Annotated in this window: 17 protein-coding genes; all 17 read left to right on the top strand. The window is 66.6% G+C overall.

Going from position 1 to position 16,114, the window contains the following annotated elements:
• The first annotated feature begins 447 nt into the window (after positions 1 to 447).
• The 17 genes from rpmE to murA all read left to right on the top strand — a co-directional run bounded on the left by rpmE (position 448) and on the right by murA (position 15,805).
• A complete protein-coding gene (gene rpmE / locus NF4_RS33440; protein WP_058854887.1) occupies positions 448 to 675 on the top strand; it encodes a 50S ribosomal protein L31 in 228 nt (75 codons plus the stop codon).
• Positions 676 to 771: 96 nt separating this feature from the next.
• Entirely contained in the window at positions 772 to 1,848 is a 1,077-nt protein-coding gene (gene prfA / locus NF4_RS33445; protein ID WP_063131407.1) for a peptide chain release factor 1, read from the top strand.
• Between the two features lie 97 nt (positions 1,849 to 1,945).
• Positions 1,946 to 2,821, top strand: a complete 876-nt coding sequence (gene prmC / locus NF4_RS33450) for a peptide chain release factor N(5)-glutamine methyltransferase (RefSeq protein WP_063131408.1) — start codon at positions 1,946 to 1,948, stop codon at positions 2,819 to 2,821.
• 323 nt (positions 2,822 to 3,144) lie between these two features.
• Complete coding sequence (locus NF4_RS33455; RefSeq protein WP_063131409.1) at positions 3,145 to 3,810, top strand: L-threonylcarbamoyladenylate synthase; 666 nt, start codon at positions 3,145 to 3,147, stop codon at positions 3,808 to 3,810.
• 61 nt (positions 3,811 to 3,871) lie between these two features.
• On the top strand, positions 3,872 to 5,038 hold the full coding sequence (locus tag NF4_RS33460; RefSeq protein ID WP_063035884.1) for an MraY family glycosyltransferase: 1,167 nt from the start codon (positions 3,872 to 3,874) through the stop codon (positions 5,036 to 5,038).
• 10 nt (positions 5,039 to 5,048) lie between these two features.
• Complete coding sequence (locus NF4_RS33465; protein ID WP_063131410.1) at positions 5,049 to 5,516, top strand: Cg1360 family ATP-synthase-associated protein; 468 nt, start codon at positions 5,049 to 5,051, stop codon at positions 5,514 to 5,516.
• A 343-nt stretch (positions 5,517 to 5,859) separates the two neighbouring features.
• Positions 5,860 to 6,636 (top strand): F0F1 ATP synthase subunit A, encoded by a 777-nt coding sequence (gene atpB, locus NF4_RS33470; protein WP_157120739.1) that lies wholly within the window; start codon positions 5,860 to 5,862, stop codon positions 6,634 to 6,636.
• Between the two features lie 80 nt (positions 6,637 to 6,716).
• On the top strand, positions 6,717 to 6,965 hold the full coding sequence (locus tag NF4_RS33475) for an ATP synthase F0 subunit C (protein WP_030522398.1): 249 nt from the start codon (positions 6,717 to 6,719) through the stop codon (positions 6,963 to 6,965).
• 5 nt (positions 6,966 to 6,970) lie between these two features.
• Entirely contained in the window at positions 6,971 to 7,531 is a 561-nt protein-coding gene (locus tag NF4_RS33480; protein ID WP_039822843.1) for a F0F1 ATP synthase subunit B, read from the top strand.
• 19 nt (positions 7,532 to 7,550) lie between these two features.
• The gene (locus NF4_RS33485; protein ID WP_063131411.1) at positions 7,551 to 8,360 is read left to right on the top strand and encodes a F0F1 ATP synthase subunit delta; all 810 of its coding nucleotides are present in this window, start codon (positions 7,551 to 7,553) and stop codon (positions 8,358 to 8,360) included.
• Positions 8,361 to 8,441: 81 nt separating this feature from the next.
• Positions 8,442 to 10,079, top strand: coding sequence for a F0F1 ATP synthase subunit alpha (gene atpA, locus NF4_RS33490; protein WP_063131412.1), 1,638 nt, complete (start codon positions 8,442 to 8,444; stop codon positions 10,077 to 10,079).
• Between the two features lie 58 nt (positions 10,080 to 10,137).
• Complete coding sequence (locus NF4_RS33495) at positions 10,138 to 11,109, top strand: F0F1 ATP synthase subunit gamma (RefSeq protein WP_063131413.1); 972 nt, start codon at positions 10,138 to 10,140, stop codon at positions 11,107 to 11,109.
• 22 nt (positions 11,110 to 11,131) lie between these two features.
• A complete protein-coding gene (gene atpD / locus NF4_RS33500; protein WP_063131414.1) occupies positions 11,132 to 12,580 on the top strand; it encodes a F0F1 ATP synthase subunit beta in 1,449 nt (482 codons plus the stop codon).
• Positions 12,581 to 12,586: 6 nt separating this feature from the next.
• The gene (locus tag NF4_RS33505) at positions 12,587 to 12,967 is read left to right on the top strand and encodes a F0F1 ATP synthase subunit epsilon (RefSeq protein ID WP_063131415.1); all 381 of its coding nucleotides are present in this window, start codon (positions 12,587 to 12,589) and stop codon (positions 12,965 to 12,967) included.
• A 262-nt stretch (positions 12,968 to 13,229) separates the two neighbouring features.
• A complete protein-coding gene (locus NF4_RS33510) occupies positions 13,230 to 13,652 on the top strand; it encodes a DUF2550 domain-containing protein (RefSeq protein ID WP_063131416.1) in 423 nt (140 codons plus the stop codon).
• Between the two features lie 106 nt (positions 13,653 to 13,758).
• Complete coding sequence (locus NF4_RS33515; protein WP_063131417.1) at positions 13,759 to 14,391, top strand: cob(I)yrinic acid a,c-diamide adenosyltransferase; 633 nt, start codon at positions 13,759 to 13,761, stop codon at positions 14,389 to 14,391.
• A gap of 154 nt (positions 14,392 to 14,545) precedes the next feature.
• Entirely contained in the window at positions 14,546 to 15,805 is a 1,260-nt protein-coding gene (gene murA, locus NF4_RS33520; protein ID WP_063131418.1) for a UDP-N-acetylglucosamine 1-carboxyvinyltransferase, read from the top strand.
• The last annotated feature ends 309 nt before the right edge of the window (positions 15,806 to 16,114 follow it).

Below are 16,114 nucleotides of genomic sequence, written 5' to 3' on the forward strand. Positions count from 1 at the left end.
GCGGGTCGGCCTTCTCCGAAGGTCGACCCGCAGGTCGTTTCCGGGGTGGGCGCGCGGCGGCCGTCCGTCCCTGGCATGGCTGCTCCGGCCCGTGCGGCAATCGAATGAGGCCGGGCCGCCTGCTGGTGGGCGACGCTGCGTTCAGGTGCCGGACGTCCCGATCGCCGAGTGGAGTGTGCGAGCGACGGCCGGTTCGGCGTACTGCTGGTCCATCGACGTTCCGGCGACCTCTTGCCAACCGAATCCGGGCAAGGCTCGGTACGTGAGCAACGGGGGTGCGCGGAACAAACCCCGGGGTGGGGGCGTTGCAGCAGGCATCGGTGGTTCTGGCATACTGGACCGCCGTGCGTCTGCGAATCGCGCAGACAATCCCGCCTGAAGTCGGTTCCGGTTCACGTTCGAGGTAGATGCCCGAGCGACCCGGCGACCAATATCGAGAGGACACCCATGAAGGCAGGAATTCACCCGACCTACGTCGACACCACGGTGGTCTGCGGTTGCGGTAATACCTTCCAGACCCGCTCCACCAAGGAATCGGGACACATCACCGTCGAGGTCTGCTCGCAGTGCCACCCGTTCTACACCGGCAAGCAGAAGATCCTGGACACCGGTGGCCGCGTGGCCCGCTTCGAGGCCCGCTACGGCAAGCGTGCCAAGAAGGCCGACGCCAACTAGCTTTCCCGCCAACGCCCGGTCCTGCAGTCGCAGGCCGGGCGTTGGCGTTTTTGTACCCACCCTTCCCGCGTCGCCTTCCGAGTAGGAGCCACGTTCATGGCCGAGAAAACCGCGCCGTCCGCGATCGACGATGTGCTGGCCGAATACGCCGGACTGGAAACCCAGCTGGCCGACCCGTCCCTGCACAACGACCCGGACGCCGCGCGGCGAGTCGGGAAGAGGTTCGCCGAGCTGGCCCCGGTGATGACCACCTACCGGAAGCTCGCCGCCACCCGTGACGATCTGGAAGCCGCCCGGGAACTGGCCGCCGACGATCCGGCGTTCGCCACCGAGGTACCGGGACTCGAGGAACAACTCGAAGAACTCGAGAAACAACTCGCCGATCTCCTCGCCCCCCGCGACCCGCACGACGGTGACGATGTGGTGCTGGAGGTGAAATCCGGCGAAGGCGGCGAAGAGTCGGCGTTGTTCGCCGCCGACCTGGCCCGCATGTACGTCCGCTACGCCGAACGCCGCGGTTGGAAAGTCGAGATCCTCGACGCCGCAGTCTCCGACCTCGGCGGCTACAAAGAAGCGACACTGTCCATCAAGAGCCGCGATGCCGCCCGCGACGGTGTGTGGTCGCGTTTCAAGTTCGAAGGCGGCGTGCACCGGGTGCAGCGGGTGCCGGTCACCGAATCGCAGGGCCGTGTCCACACCTCGGCCGCCGGCGTCCTCATCTACCCCGAGCCCGACGAAGTCGAAGAAGTGCAGATCGACGAAAGCGATCTGCGCATCGACGTCTACCGCTCCTCCGGCAAGGGCGGCCAGGGCGTCAACACCACCGACTCGGCGGTCCGCATCACCCACCTGCCCTCCGGGATCGTCGTCACCTGCCAGAACGAACGCTCGCAGTTGCAGAACAAGGCCCGCGCCATGCAGGTCCTGGCCGCCCGCCTGCAGGCCCTGGCCGAAGAACAGGCCGAACAGGAAGCCGCGGAGGGCCGGGCCGGGCAGATCCGCACGGTCGACCGCTCCGAACGCATCCGCACCTACAACTTCCCGGAGAACCGCATCGCCGACCACCGCATCGGCTACAAGGCCCACAACCTCGACGCTGTCCTCAACGGCGAAATGGACGCCCTCCTGGACGCTCTGGCCACCGCCGACCGCGCCGCCCGCATGGCCGAGTAGCTGTGTTTATTTGCGGCGCCTTCGGCGCCGCGGGGTCGAGGCCGACCTTCACGAACCCGCCCTCTCCTCGACCCCGCCGACCCGCCAGAATGTCACGATGACCCGCGTTCAGCTCCGCCCTGTGCTCGCCGAGGCGACGGAAGTTCTCGATGCGGCCGGAGTGCCCAGCCCGCGTGTCGACGCCGAGCAGCTGGCAGCCCATGTGCTGGGTGTGGAGCGCTCCCGGCTCCTGCTGAACCCGCTGATCGGGGCGGAGCAGCTCGCCGACTATCGGGCGCTGGTGGCCCGCCGGGCGGAGCGGGTGCCGCTGCAGCATCTGACCGGGCGCTCGTTCATGGGAGAGATCGATCTCGCGGTGGGTTCGGGCGTTTTCGTGCCCCGACCGGAGACCGAGTTGCTCTTCGCCTGGGCGCTCGCCCACCTGGAAGCGGTCCGCCACGATCACACACCGGTGGTGGTGGACCTGTGCACGGGTTCGGGCGCCCTGGCGCTCGCGGTGGCCCACGCCCGGCCCGATGCCGATGTGCACGCGGTGGAATTGGATCCCGACGCGTTGAGCTGGGCCCGCCGCAATGCCGAACAGCGCGCCGCCGACGGCGATACCCCCGTAACCCTGCACCACGACGATGTGACCGACCCGCATCTGCTCACCGAACTCGACGGTTACGTGGATCTCGTCGTCGCCAACCCGCCCTATATCCCCGACGGTGCCGAACTGTCCCCCGAGGTGGCCGACCACGACCCGCACCGGGCCCTGTTCGGGGGTCCCGACGGTCTGGACGTGATCCGCCCCCTGGTGCCGCTCATCGGCCGGCTGCTCCGGCCCGGTGGGGGAGCGGCGATCGAGCACGACGACAGCAACGGCGGGGAACTCGCGCGCCTACTGGCGGCGGACGGGCGGTTCACCGGGATCGTCGAGCATCCGGACCTGGCCGGAAAACCACGGTTCGTGGCGGCCGTGCGCACGAGCTGACAGGTTCCATTTGCGGCCGTCCGAGCACCACCTCCTGTGCGGTGGACTTGGTTGTCCGGGGCGAGGCTCGCCGGCGTGCGCGCGCGGGCGTCCACGAGGTCGCACCTGGCGCTTGCGTCAGCATCCATCCGATCAGGACATCGAAATGCCGACGCGACCCGCATGCGTCGAGTTTTACGAGACACCTCCAAGGGTTGAGGCCCGTCTCGCCGTTTCGGCCTCGAAAGCGCAGGAGCCGAAGGCTCGAGTCTCGAGGCCGAAACGGCGAGACCAAGGGGGCCTCAACCCCGCCCCGCCGAAGGCGGGGCCATACTATTGTGCGCGTGAGTACCGTCTACGACTGCGCCGATCCCGACTCGCGCGCCGCCGGCCTGGCCGCGGCTACCAGTGCTCTGAGATCGGGGCGGTTGGTCGTAGTGCCCACCGATACGGTTTACGGCCTGGCTGCCGACGCGTTCGATTCCGCTGCTGTCGCGTCGTTGCTGGCGGCCAAGGGCCGCGGGCGGGATATGCCGGTGCCGGTGCTGGTGGGCTCGTGGAACACGATCGACGGACTGGTGTTCTCGGTGCGACCGCAGGCGCGTGAGCTGATCCGGGCGTTCTGGCCCGGGGGGCTGAGTATTGTTGTGCAGCAGGCTCCTTCGCTGTCCTGGGATCTCGGTGAGGCGCGTGGCACGGTGATGCTGCGGATGCCGTTGCATCCGGTGGCGCTGGAGTTGTTGCAGGAGGTCGGTCCGCTGGCGGTGTCCAGTGCCAATATCTCCGGTAAGCCCGCGGCCGAGAATGTGTCGCAGGCGCGGGAGCAGCTCGGCACCCAGGTGGGTGTATTCCTGGACGGCGGTCCGGCCCAGCACGCGAAGCCGTCCACCATTGTCGATCTCACCGCTGATCAGCCGCGGCTCCTGCGCGCGGGTGCGGTGTCGACCGAGGCGGTCGCCGAAGTGCTGGGAGTCACCGCCGAGTCGTTGATCGGGTCCGTCGCCCGGTGAATGTAGCGGTTTCTATGAGGGTACGGGCGGTATCCCCGGTCGCGGGGCGGTGGTCGGCGCGATGACCGGTTACGGTGCGGTCGTCCCGCTACGCGAGCTCCTGCTGGTGTTGCTGATCTCGGCGGTGGTGACCTTTCTGGCCACCGGCGGGATCCGGACGCTGGCGATCGGGTTCGGCGCGGTGGCCATTCCGCGTGACCGCGATGTGCACGTGAAGCCGATCCCGCGCATGGGCGGGGTGGGTATGTACATCGGCGTGGTGGCGGCCGTTTTGTTCGCTCATCAGTTGCCGGCGCTGCGCCGCGGCTTCGATTACCGGCCCGATATCGCCGCCGTGCTGGTCGCGGCGACGATCATCGTCGGGGTCGGGATCGTGGACGATCGGTGGGGCTTGGACGCGCTCACCAAATTCGCCGGTCAGGTCACTGCCGCCGGGGTGATGGCGGTGATGGGCCTGGGCTGGTATCTGATCTACGACCCGTTCAACAACAGCACCGTCGTCCTCGACGGATTGCAGGGCGGCCTGGTCACCGTCGCGGTGGCGGTGACCCTGATCAACGCCATGAACTTCGTCGACGGCCTGGACGGGCTGGCCGCCGGCCTGGGCTTGATCGCTTCGTTCGCGGTGTTCGCTTTCGCGGTCGGCCTGCTCACCGAACAGGGGGGTTCGGTGGACAGCTATCCGCCCGCGTTGCTGGCCGCCGCCATGGCCGGGGCCTGCCTCGGGTTCTTGCCGCACAATTTCTCGCCGGCCCGGATCTTCATGGGTGATTCGGGATCCATGCTGATCGGATTGGTGCTGGCCGCGGTGTCGACCAGTGCGTCCGGCCGGATCCCGCTGCAGGGTTACGGGCCGCGCGATATCGTCGGCCTGCTCTCGCCGCTGCTGCTGGTGGGCGCGGTGATGTTCATTCCGGTGCTGGATCTGCTGCTGGCGATCGTGCGCCGGGTGCGGGCCGGGGTCAGTTTCTCCACGCCCGACAAGATGCATCTGCACCACCGGCTGCTACAGATCGGGCATTCGCAGCGCCGGGTGGTGCTGGTGATCTACCTGTGGGTCGGGATCCTCGCGTTCGGCGCGGTCGGTACCTCGGTGATGGACCGCCGGGTGGTGGTGCTGATGATGGCCGCCGGCCTCTTGTTCGCGCTGGTCGTGACCGCTGTTCCGGGGTTGTGGCGGCGGCAGGCGCGCCGGGACGCGGCGGGCTCGGTTTCCGACTCCGGGTAGAGTTCGGGCCGTGTCGACGAGTCCTGCCAGCCCCAGCACCCCCGACAGCGCCGATGCCCCGCTCCGCGCGGCGTTGCGCTACGGACTGATCGGTCTGGTCGTTTTGACGGTGCTGGCGGCGGCGATCGCGACAGCGCTGGCCGGAGCCGCCGGACTCTGGGGTGCGCTACTGGGCGCCGCGATCGGTGGGGGCTTCATCCTGACCACGGCGGTGGTCGTGCTGCTCGGCGCGAAACTTCCGCCCTCCACCGCCGGGCTGATCATGCTGGTCAGCTGGGTCGGAAAGCTGCTGGTGGCGCTGGTCGTGGTGGCTGTTCTGCAACGCTTCGAGTTCTACGACCGGGTGGCGCTGTTCCTGACCGTCGTGGGGGCGCTGGTCATCGTTCTGGGGGCCGAGACTTACGGTGTATTGCGACAGAAAGTCCCCTATGTAGCTGTCCCCGAGCAGGGTGGGCAAGAGGACTCCGACCAGGGCTGACCAGGGTCTACGACAATTTGTCGTAGATTACATCGCCCCCGCTACACGTTGTCGTAGTTCTCTTGGTAAAGTATTGGTAAGCAAGCGACTAAGCCAGGGGCGCCGACCCGGCCCGACCAGCTAACGCTATGCTACTGCCGTGCCGCGCTCGTAAGGGTTCGGTTCTGCATGTCGACGATGTCGCCGACACACGTACAGACGCCAGCGCGGATCGCCGCTACAGCTGCTGACGACCTCGAGCCGACCTCAGTCGACCCACATTGATCGTCAATGTCCGATCGAACCGCGGGAGCGAAAACTTCCCGCGGCCCGAACACGGGAGAGAACGCTGAGCGTCACTACCTTGGCCGCGGAGTTTCACGCGCCGTCGCTAACCGACTTCTTCCCTCCGGCGGTGCTGTTCGAGGGGACTCCCTTCGAACTCGATCGGCTGATGCTGGTCCGGCTGTTGATGACCGCTGTCCTGATCGCCTTCCTGTTCCTGGCGTTCCGGGCCCCGCGGATCGTGCCGAAACGGCTGCAGAACATCGGTGAAATGGGCTTGGTCTTCGTCAAGGAGCAGATCTGCGACGAGATCCTCGGCAAGGAAAGCGGCCGTAAGTTCTTCCCGCTGATCGCGACGATCTTCTTCACCGTCCTGTTCCTGAACTTCTCGGGTGTGATCCCCGGTCTGAACATCTCGTCGAACGCGCGTATCGGCATGCCGCTGGTACTGGCAGTGGTCGCGTATATCGCGTTCAACTACGTGGGCATCAAGAAGTACGGCTTCTTCACCTATATGCGCAGCAGCATCGTCGTTCCGAATGTTCCGCCGGCCATGCATGTCCTGCTCATTCCGATCGAGTTCATCTCGACCTTCGTGCTGCGCCCCTTCACGCTGACCGTCCGTCTCATGGCCAATATGCTCGCCGGTCACATCATGTTGGTGCTGTTCTTCAGCGCGACCCAGTTCTTCCTCTTCGACGCGGACGCCTGGATGAAGGTGTTCTCGCCCTTCTCGCTGCTGGGCGGGCTCGCATTCACGCTGTTCGAACTGCTGGTCATTTTCCTGCAGGCCTATGTGTTCGCGTTGCTGACCGCCGTGTACATCAGCCTTGCCCAGCACGCCGACGAGCACTGACCGACGACCGGAACAACCGATAAGGACCTGCTGCACCACGCCGTCCGGCGGGTGAGCAACAGAAAGGGAATGGAAGACTCATGAGCCTCTCGTACCTGGCCCAGGAAGCTGCCACCAACGAATCCACGCTGAAGGGCCTCGGCGCTGTCGGCTACGGCCTGGCCGCCATCGGCCCGGGCATCGGCGTCGGTATCGTCGTCGGTAAGGCGATCGAGGGCATTGCCCGTCAGCCCGAGCTCTCCGGCACCATCCGGACCAACATGTTCCTCGGCATCGCGTTCACCGAAGCCCTGGCGCTGATCGGTCTCGTCGCCGGCTTCATCTTCTGATTCCGATGAACGAGTTCATTCTGCTCGCAGCGGAAGAGGGAGAGGATGTGAATCCTCTCATCCCCGCGACGTACGACATCGTCTGGTCGGCGGTCTGCGTGGCGATTATCGCCTTCGTGGTCTACAAGTACGCGGTCCCACGCCTGATGAAGGTGCTGGACGAGCGCGCCGACAAGATCGAGGGTGGCATCGATCGGGCCGAGGCCGCGCAGGCCGAAGCCCAGGAGACGCTGCAGCAGTACCAGAAGCAGCTGGCCGACGCCCGTCTGGAAGCCGCGAAGATCCGCGAAGACGCCCGCACCCAGGGCCAGCAGATTCTCGCCCAGATGAAGGCCGACGCCCAGGCCGAGAGCGACCGTATCGTCGCGGCCGGGCACACCCAGCTGGAAGCCCAGCGCCAGCAGATCCTGACCGAGTTGCGGGCCGAGGTCGGCCGCACCGCGGTGGACCTGGCCGAGAAGATCATCGGGCAGTCGGTATCGGACGAGGCCAAACAGGCCGCGACGATCGAGCGATTCCTCGACGAGATCGACCGTTCGGACGCCGGTATCGGGGTCGGAAGGTAACGACGGAGGAGTGAGAACCATGTACGCAGCGAGCCGTGAGGCCAGCTCCCGGTCCAAGGAGGCGCTTCGGGCCGCACTGACCGGAAGCAACGGTGTTGCGGCCACGACGGGGTCCGAACTGTTCGCCGTTGTCGACGTACTGGACGACCAGCGTCCGCTGCGTGTGGCGCTCGCGGACGTATCGGTGCCCGGTTCGGCCCGCGCCGAACTGAGCGAGCGGATCTTCGGGAGCCGGGTCAGCGCTGCCACTCAGGCGGTGCTGACCACTGCGGTCGCCCAGGACTGGTCGCGTGCCCGGGACCTGGTCGACACCCTGGTGCTGCTCGGTCAGCTGGCATACCTGGAATCGGCCTCCGAAGAGGGCCGGCTGACCGCCGTCGAGGACGAACTGTTCCGCTTCGGCCGGATCATCGCCGACAACCCGGAGCTGGAACAGGCCCTGTCCGACCGCGCCGCCTCGGCGGCGGCCAAACGGGAACTGCTCGAGCGGCTGCTGTCCGGTAAGTCCGAGACCATCACCCGGGCTCTCGCCGAACAGGTGGTGACCCGGCAGCGTGCCGGGATCGGTGTGGCCTTCGACGAACTGTCCGACCTGGCCGCGGCCCGGCGCGAACAGATCGTCGCGCACGTCCGGTCGGCGATCGAGCTGACCGACTCCCAGCGTGAACGGCTGGGCGGCGCCCTGGCGCGTATCTACAACAAGGCTGTCACCGTGCATGTCGAGGTCGATCCCGAACTGTTGAGCGGGCTCGTCGTGCGCATCGGCGACGATGTGATCGACGGCAGCGCGATCGGCCGACTGGACCGGTTGCGCCGCTCGCTGACCTAGCGGCGGGGCGCCGGGCACGGCCCGGCGCGACCCGCTCAACACCCCCGACATTCCAGACCAGAGACCGAGAGCAGGAAGAACATGGCGGAGCTGACGATCTCCTCCGACGAGATCCGTAGCGCGATCGAAAGCTACACCCAGAGCTACACCCCGGAAACCTCCATCGAGGAAGTCGGTGTCGTCACCGATACCAGTGACGGCATTGCGCACGTGAGCGGCCTGCCTTCGGCCATGGCCAACGAGCTGCTCGAATTCCCGGGCGGTGTGCTCGGTGTCGCACTGAACCTCGAGGACCGTGAAATCGGTGCCGTCATCCTCGGCGAGTTCGCCGAGATCGAGGAGGGCCAGCAGGTGCGGCGCACCGGCGATGTGCTCTCGGTCCCGGTCGGCGACAACTTCCTCGGCCGCGTCGTGAACCCGCTCGGCCAGCCGATCGACGGTCTGGGCGAGATCGAATCCGACGACCGCCGCGTCCTGGAACTGCAGGCCGCGACCGTACTGGAGCGGCAGCCGGTCGAGGAGCCGATGGCGACCGGCATCACGGCCATCGATGCGCTTACCGCGATCGGCCGGGGTCAGCGTCAGCTGGTCATCGGCGACCGCAAGACCGGTAAGACCGCGGTCTGCATCGACACGATCCTGAACCAGAAGGCCAACTGGGAGTCGGGTGATCCGGCCAAGCAGGTGCGCTGCATCTACGTGGCGATCGGCCAGAAGGGCTCCACCATCGCGGGCGTCAAATCCGCCCTCGAGGAGCACGGTGCGCTGGAGTACACCACCATTGTCGCCGCCCCGGCCTCCGATTCCGCCGGCTTCAAGTGGCTGGCCCCCTACACCGGTTCGGCCCTCGGCCAGCACTGGATGTACCAGGGCAAGCACGTCCTGATCGTGTTCGACGATCTGACCAAGCAGGCCGAGGCCTACCGCGCCATCTCGCTGCTGCTGCGCCGTCCGCCGGGCCGCGAGGCCTACCCGGGCGACGTCTTCTACCTGCACTCGCGTCTGCTGGAACGTTGCGCCAAGCTCTCCGACGAGATGGGCGGCGGTTCGATGACCGGTCTGCCGATCATCGAGACCAAGGCCAACGACATCTCGGCCTTCATCCCGACCAACGTCATCTCCATCACCGACGGTCAGGTCTTCCTGGAGTCCGACCTGTTCAACAAGGGCGTCCGGCCGGCGATCAACGTCGGTACCTCGGTTTCCCGTGTCGGTGGCGCCGCCCAGACCAAGGGTATGAAGAAGGTCGCCGGTTCACTGCGTCTGGAAATGGCCCAGTACCGCGAGCTGGAGGCGTTCTCCGCCTTCGCCTCCGATCTGGACGCCGCCTCGCTGGCCCAGCTCGAGCGTGGCGCCCGCTGGGTCGAGCTGCTCAAGCAGGACCAGTACTCGCCGATCGCGGTCGAGGACCAGATCGTCTCGATCTACCTGGTCGACGCCGGCTACTACGACTCGGTGCCGGTGGCCGATATCCGCCGGTTCAATGTGGAGCTGCTCGAGGACCTGCACGCCAATGCCGCCGATGCCTTCGCGAGCATCGCCGGTGGCAAGGTGCTCCAGGACGAGGCCGCCGAACAGATCAAGACCGCCACCGACAAGTTCAAGCAGGGCTTCCTGGCCTCCGACGGCAGCCGCGTGGTGAACGAAGCCGATGCCGGCGAACTGGCCCACGAAGAGGTCGAGTCGCTGTCGGTCACCCGCAAGCACGTCGAGAAGTAGACCGGGCGAACCATGCGCTTTTTTCCTGTCACGCCGCGAATGAGGGGAGTGTGAACCGATGGCTACCTTGCGCGAGCTGCGCTCCCGTATTCGTGGTATCAACTCGATCAAGAAGATCACCAAGGCCCAGGAACTGATCGCTACCTCGCGGATCACCAAGGCCCAGGCTCGGGTCGCGGCCGCCAAGCCGTACTCCGAGGAGATCACCAAGGTGGTCGCGGAGCTGGCGAGTGCGTCGAAGAATCTGTCGCACCCGCTGCTCACCGAACGCCGCGATCCGAAGCGTGCCGCGGTGCTGGTGATCACCAGCGACAGCGGCCAGTGCGGTGGCTACAACTCCAATGTGCTCAAACGCGCCGAGGAGTTGATGACCACCCTGCGCGACGAGGGCAAGGAACCCGTGCTCTACGTCATGGGCAACAAGGGCCTGACGTACTACACCTTCCGCGATCGTCGGCCGGTGGCCTCGTGGACCGGGTTCTCGCAGCAGCCGACCTATCCGGATGCCTCCGCGGCCTGCAACCACCTGGTGGACAGCTTCATGGCCGGGTCCGCGGGCGAGGTCCCGGCACCGGACGGTACCGGTTCGATCGCGGGCGTGGACGAGCTCCATATCGTCTACACCCGGTTCGTGAGCATGCTGTCGCAGACGCCGGAGGTGCGCCGGATGGCGCCGATCCAGATCTCCTTCGTCGACGAGAACTTCGATCTGGGCAAGGACATGCTGTCCGATTCGCCCACGGCCGAGGTGAGCGCGCAGTACGAATTCGAGCCCGACGCCGATGTGCTGCTGGCGGCGCTGCTGCCCAAGTACATCAACACGCGGATCTACGCGTCGTTGCTCGACGCAGCGGCATCCGAGCACGCCGCTCGGCGCACCGCAATGAAGGCGGCCACCGATAACGCCAACGAATTGGCGAGTTCCCTGTCTCGCCAGGCCAACTCGTTGCGGCAGGCCAACATCACGCAGGAAATCAGCGAAATCGTCGGCGGCGTGAATGCCCTGGCGGCGAGCTCGGAACGCGACTGAGACGCAGGAAGAGAACCTAGAAATGACCGCAGCTGTTACTCGAGAAGACTCGAGCCGGACCGGCGCTGCCAGTGGCCGCGTGGTCCGCGTCATCGGCCCCGTCGTGGACGTCGAATTCCCGCGGGGCTCCATCCCAGAACTGTTCAACGCCCTCGCCGCCGAGATCACCCTGAAGTCGGTGGCCAAGACGTTGACCCTCGAGGTCGCCCAGCACCTCGGTGACAACATCGTGCGCACCATCTCGATGCAGCCCACCGACGGACTGGTCCGCGGCGCCGAGGTTCGTGACTCCGGCAAGCCGATCTCGGTTCCCGTCGGCGATGTCGTCAAGGGCCACGTGTTCAACGCCCTCGGCGACTGCCTCGACAGCCCCGGCCTGGGCCGCGACGGCGAGCAGTGGGGTATCCACCGCAAGCCGCCGAGCTTCGACCAGCTCGAGGGCAAGACCGAAATCCTCGAGACCGGCGTCAAGGTGCTCGACCTGCTGACCCCGTACGTGAAGGGCGGCAAGATCGGTCTGTTCGGTGGTGCCGGTGTCGGCAAGACCGTTCTGATCCAGGAGATGATCACCCGTATCGCGCGGGAGTTCTCCGGTACCTCGGTGTTCGCCGGCGTCGGTGAGCGCACCCGTGAGGGCACCGACCTGCACCTGGAAATGGAAGAGATGGGCGTCCTCCAGGACACGGCCCTCGTCTTCGGCCAGATGGACGAGCCGCCGGGCACCCGTATGCGCGTCGCCCTGTCGGCGCTGACCATGGCGGAGTACTTCCGCGATGTGAAGCACCAGGACGTGCTGCTGTTCATCGACAACATCTTCCGGTTCACCCAGGCCGGTTCCGAGGTTTCGACCCTGCTGGGCCGGATGCCCTCGGCCGTCGGTTACCAGCCGACCCTGGCCGACGAGATGGGTGAACTGCAGGAGCGGATCACCTCGACCCGCGGCCGGTCGATCACCTCGCTGCAGGCCATCTACGTGCCCGCCGACGACTACACCGACCCGGCCCCGGCGACCACCTTCGCCCACCTGGACGCGACGACCGAGCTCTCCCGCCCGATTTCGCAGAAGGGTATCTACCCCGCCGTCGACCCGCTGACCTCGACTTCTCGTATCCTCGAGGCCTCGATCGTCGGCGACCGGCACTTCGCTGTGGCCAACGAGGTGAAGCGGATCCTGCAGAAGTACAAGGAACTGCAGGACATCATCGCCATCCTCGGTATGGACGAGCTTTCCGAAGAGGACAAGGTCCTCGTCGGCCGTGCCCGGCGTCTGGAGAAGTTCCTCGGCCAGAACTTCATCGTGGCCGAGAAGTTCACCGGCCAGCCGGGTTCGGTCGTTCCGCTGGAGCAGACCATCGACGACTTCGACCGGGTCTGCAAGGGCGAATTCGACCACTTCCCGGAGCAGGCGTTCAACAGCTGCGGTGGTCTCGACGATGTCGAGGCGGCCGCGAAGAAGATCGCCGGAAAGTAGTCCTTCATGGCGGATATGTCAGTGGATCTCGTCGCGGTCGAGCGGCGGCTCTGGTCGGGCCGGGCGAGTTTCGTCAGCGCCCAGACCACCGAGGGACAGATCGGCATCATGCCCGGGCACGAGCCGCTGCTCGGCCAACTGGTCGAGGGCGGCACGGTGACCATCGTCGATACCGACGGCACCCGGATCGTGGCCGCGGTACACGGCGGCTTCTTCTCGGTCACCGGCGATACGGTGCGGATCTTGGCGGAGTCCGCCGAGTTCTCCACCGAGGTCGATGTCGCGGCCGCACGTCAGGTGCTGTCCGACGGATCGGCGTCCGCGGAGGCCCAGCTGGCCGCACAGGCCCGGGTCCGCGCGGTGGAACAGGCCGGCGCGGCATCCTGATCTCCCACGGGCGCACAACAGAATGATCTCGGCTCCGGCCGGCGACGAACCCTCGTCGCCGGCCGGAGCCGTTTCGTCGGTGCCCCGGTTCACTCCGGCGTTGCCCGCGGGCGCCTCCGGGATCGATGCCGTCGCATTATCCGAGACATCCCCGTGCCGTTTGTAAACTGGTTCGTGGTTGAATGGCCGCGGGTGCATCTGCCGGTCCCGATCCGGCGATCGCCTCGGATGAGCGAAGGGATGTGCAGCATTGCAGACCGGGATGGTGCTTCTGATCATTCTGGTGCTCGTGCTGGTCGCATTGGCTCTGGTTTCTACATATCGCCTGGTCATGTTGCGGCGCGGCGGCACCGCGGCCATCCTGCGCGTACTCCCGGCTCGCGGTGGGGAACGCTGGCGCCACGGCGTCATCCGCTACGACGAGGATCACCTCGTTTTCTTCAAACTCACCAGCCTCAAGCTCGGCGCCGATTCGGTGATCCGCCGGCGCGGTATCGAGATCGGCGAACGCCGCGGTCCGCAGGGTGACGAGTACGACATCATGACCGACGGGATCGCGGTGATCGGGGTGTCCGATCGCCACGGCGATTACGAGCTGGCGCTGGACCGTGCCGCGCTGACGGCGTTCCTGTCCTGGGTCGAGTCCCGGCCCTCGGAGCGGGCCCGCCGGCTGCGCGGGCACTGAGCCCGGGCGGCCCGCTCTTCGCACGGGCCTTCTCGGGCGGGCAGTACGGCGCAAATGCGCATCCGCCGCAACCCCTGGCGGGCCGGACGGACGTTAGGGTGGTCCTGTGAGCGTGCACCTGACGCGGATCTACACCCGCACCGGCGACGACGGGACCACCGGTCTCAGTGATTTCTCCCGGGTGCCGAAAACCGATCCGCGGCTGATCGCCTACGCGGACTGCGACGAGGCCAATGCCGCCCTCGGGGTCGCGATCGCCGTCGGCGGCCCGGACCCGGAACTCACAGCGGTCCTGCGCGGGGTCCAGAACGATCTCTTCGACGCGGGCGCGGATCTGTCCACCCCGGTGGTGGAGAACCCGAAGTATCCGCCGCTGCGCATCACCGCGACCTATATCGAGCGCCTGGAACAGTGGTGTGACCGGTTCAATGCCGAGCTGGCTCCGCTCGATTCGTTCATCCTGCCCGGCGGGACCCCGCTCGCCGCGCTGCTGCACACCGCGCGCACGGTCGTCCGGCGCGCCGAACGCTCGGCCTGGGCGGCCGTGGAAGCGCATCCCGGCGACACCAGCGTGCTGCCGGCCAAATATCTCAACCGGCTGTCGGATCTGCTGTTCATCCTCAGTCGCTACACCAATCCCGACGGTGATGTGCTCTGGCAGCCCGGCGGCGGCCGCAAGGACGAGACCGGAGCGGCGGCTCCGGACGGACCGGGCATGGGTCCCGCGCCCGAAAGCTGACGAATTCCGTCCGGGCGGTGGAAACTGCTCCTGGCGATCGGGTGGCCGAGCCGCCGCGCGCGAGGGCTCGGCGTTGTCTCGACCGGCAGCGCGATGCGATCGCGGGCGCTCTATCCTTGCACTCACTGGTGCGCCGAATACTCGGAGAGGCGGCATGGAACGGTTTTTGGTAACTGGCGGCAACCGGCTGGTCGGTGAGGTCTCGGTAGGAGGCGCCAAGAACAGCGTCCTGAAACTGATGGCCGCTGCTCTGCTCACCGAAGGCAAGACCACCATCACGAACTGTCCGGACATCCTCGATGTGCCCCTGATGGCCGAGGTCCTGCGCGGTCTCGGATGCGACGTCGAGATCTCCGGTGATGTGGTGACGATCGACACCCCGGCCGAACCCAAGTACCACGCGGATTTCCCGGCGGTGACCCAGTTCCGTGCCTCGGTCTGTGTCCTCGGCCCGTTGATGGCCCGCTGTAAACGTGCGGTGGTGGCGCTGCCCGGTGGTGACGCCATCGGTTCTCGGCCTCTCGATATGCACCAGGCCGGGTTGCGGTTGCTCGGCGCGACCAGCGAAATCGAGCACGGATGCGTGGTCGCCCGGGCCGACGAGCTGCAGGGCGCGCGTATCCGGCTGGACTTCCCGTCGGTCGGTGCCACCGAGAACATCCTCATGGCCGCGGTGCTGGCGCAGGGGGAGACGGTGATCGACAACGCCGCGCGCGAACCCGACATCGTCGACCTGTGCACCATGCTCACCCAGATGGGTGCGCGCATCCGCGGTGCGGGTACCTCGGTGCTCACCATCCACGGCGTGAAACGGCTGTCGCCGATCACGCATCGGGTGATCGGCGACCGGATCGTCGCGGCCACCTGGGGTATCGCCGCCGCCATGACGATGGGCGATGTGCGGGTGACCGGGGTCAATCCCCAGCATCTGGCGCTGGTCCTGGACAAACTGCGGTCGGCCGGCGCGCGGATCTCGTTCGAACCGGAGGGTTTCCGGGTCGTCCAGCCCGATCGCCCGCGCGCGGTCAACTTCTCCACCCTGCCGTTCCCCGGCTTCCCCACGGACCTGCAGCCGATGGCCATCGGCCTGGCGGCGATCGCGGACGGCACCTCGATGATCACCGAGAACGTCTTCGAAGCGCGCTTCCGGTTCGTGGAGGAGATGATCCGGCTCGGCGCCGATGCCCGGACCGACGGGCATCACGCGGTGGTCCGCGGTATTCCCCGACTCTCCAGCGCACCGGTGTGGTCCTCCGATATCCGCGCCGGCGCCGGGCTGGTGCTCGCGGGCCTCGTCGCCGACGGGGTGACCGAAGTGCACGATGTTTTCCACATCGACCGCGGATATCCGAACTTCGTGGAGAAACTGCAGGCGCTGGGAGCCGGCGTGGAACGGGTGGGAGTGGGGACCTGACCGTTCTCCGCGGCCCGGGTTCGGAAACGGTCTCGGAAGCAGTCGCTGAAAAGTCGCTTTGACCAGGCGATTTGACATTGAATTAGATGCCACGTAACTTTATCCAAGTCAGAGCGACACGGACACCGACCCGGGGCCCGGAGCGAGGCGGAAACGCCGAGCCGGAGGGACCAGGGAAACGAGGTAGGACGAGGAGCGCCTGGCGATCACACTGGCTCGACCGGGATGCCGATTTGCAATCGGGAAAACGGATGAGCTAAGCTTTAGAAGTTGCCTCACCGATCGAATGACTTAAAAGTCACCAGATGG

The sequence above is a fragment of the Nocardia fusca NBRC 14340 genome (assembly GCF_001618425.1).
GTDB lineage: Bacteria > Actinomycetota > Actinomycetes > Mycobacteriales > Mycobacteriaceae > Nocardia > Nocardia fusca.

Excerpts from the sequence above, each read along its gene's own strand:
- atpA (WP_063131412.1), top strand. The coding sequence starts at position 8,442 with ATGGCGGAGCTGACGATCTCCTCCGACGAGATCCGTAGCGCGATCGAA.
- NF4_RS33505 (WP_063131415.1), top strand. The coding sequence starts at position 12,587 with ATGGCGGATATGTCAGTGGATCTCGTCGCGGTCGAGCGGCGGCTCTGG.
- atpD (WP_063131414.1), top strand. The coding sequence starts at position 11,132 with ATGACCGCAGCTGTTACTCGAGAAGACTCGAGCCGGACCGGCGCTGCC.
- NF4_RS33495 (WP_063131413.1), top strand. The coding sequence starts at position 10,138 with ATGGCTACCTTGCGCGAGCTGCGCTCCCGTATTCGTGGTATCAACTCG.
- NF4_RS33475 (WP_030522398.1), top strand. The coding sequence starts at position 6,717 with ATGAGCCTCTCGTACCTGGCCCAGGAAGCTGCCACCAACGAATCCACG.
- NF4_RS33485 (WP_063131411.1), top strand. The coding sequence starts at position 7,551 with ATGTACGCAGCGAGCCGTGAGGCCAGCTCCCGGTCCAAGGAGGCGCTT.
- NF4_RS33510 (WP_063131416.1), top strand. The coding sequence starts at position 13,230 with ATGGTGCTTCTGATCATTCTGGTGCTCGTGCTGGTCGCATTGGCTCTG.
- prmC (WP_063131408.1), top strand. The coding sequence starts at position 1,946 with ATGACCCGCGTTCAGCTCCGCCCTGTGCTCGCCGAGGCGACGGAAGTT.
- rpmE (WP_058854887.1), top strand. The coding sequence starts at position 448 with ATGAAGGCAGGAATTCACCCGACCTACGTCGACACCACGGTGGTCTGC.
- NF4_RS33480 (WP_039822843.1), top strand. The coding sequence starts at position 6,971 with ATGAACGAGTTCATTCTGCTCGCAGCGGAAGAGGGAGAGGATGTGAAT.
- NF4_RS33460 (WP_063035884.1), top strand. The coding sequence starts at position 3,872 with ATGACCGGTTACGGTGCGGTCGTCCCGCTACGCGAGCTCCTGCTGGTG.
- murA (WP_063131418.1), top strand. The coding sequence starts at position 14,546 with ATGGAACGGTTTTTGGTAACTGGCGGCAACCGGCTGGTCGGTGAGGTC.
- prfA (WP_063131407.1), top strand. The coding sequence starts at position 772 with ATGGCCGAGAAAACCGCGCCGTCCGCGATCGACGATGTGCTGGCCGAA.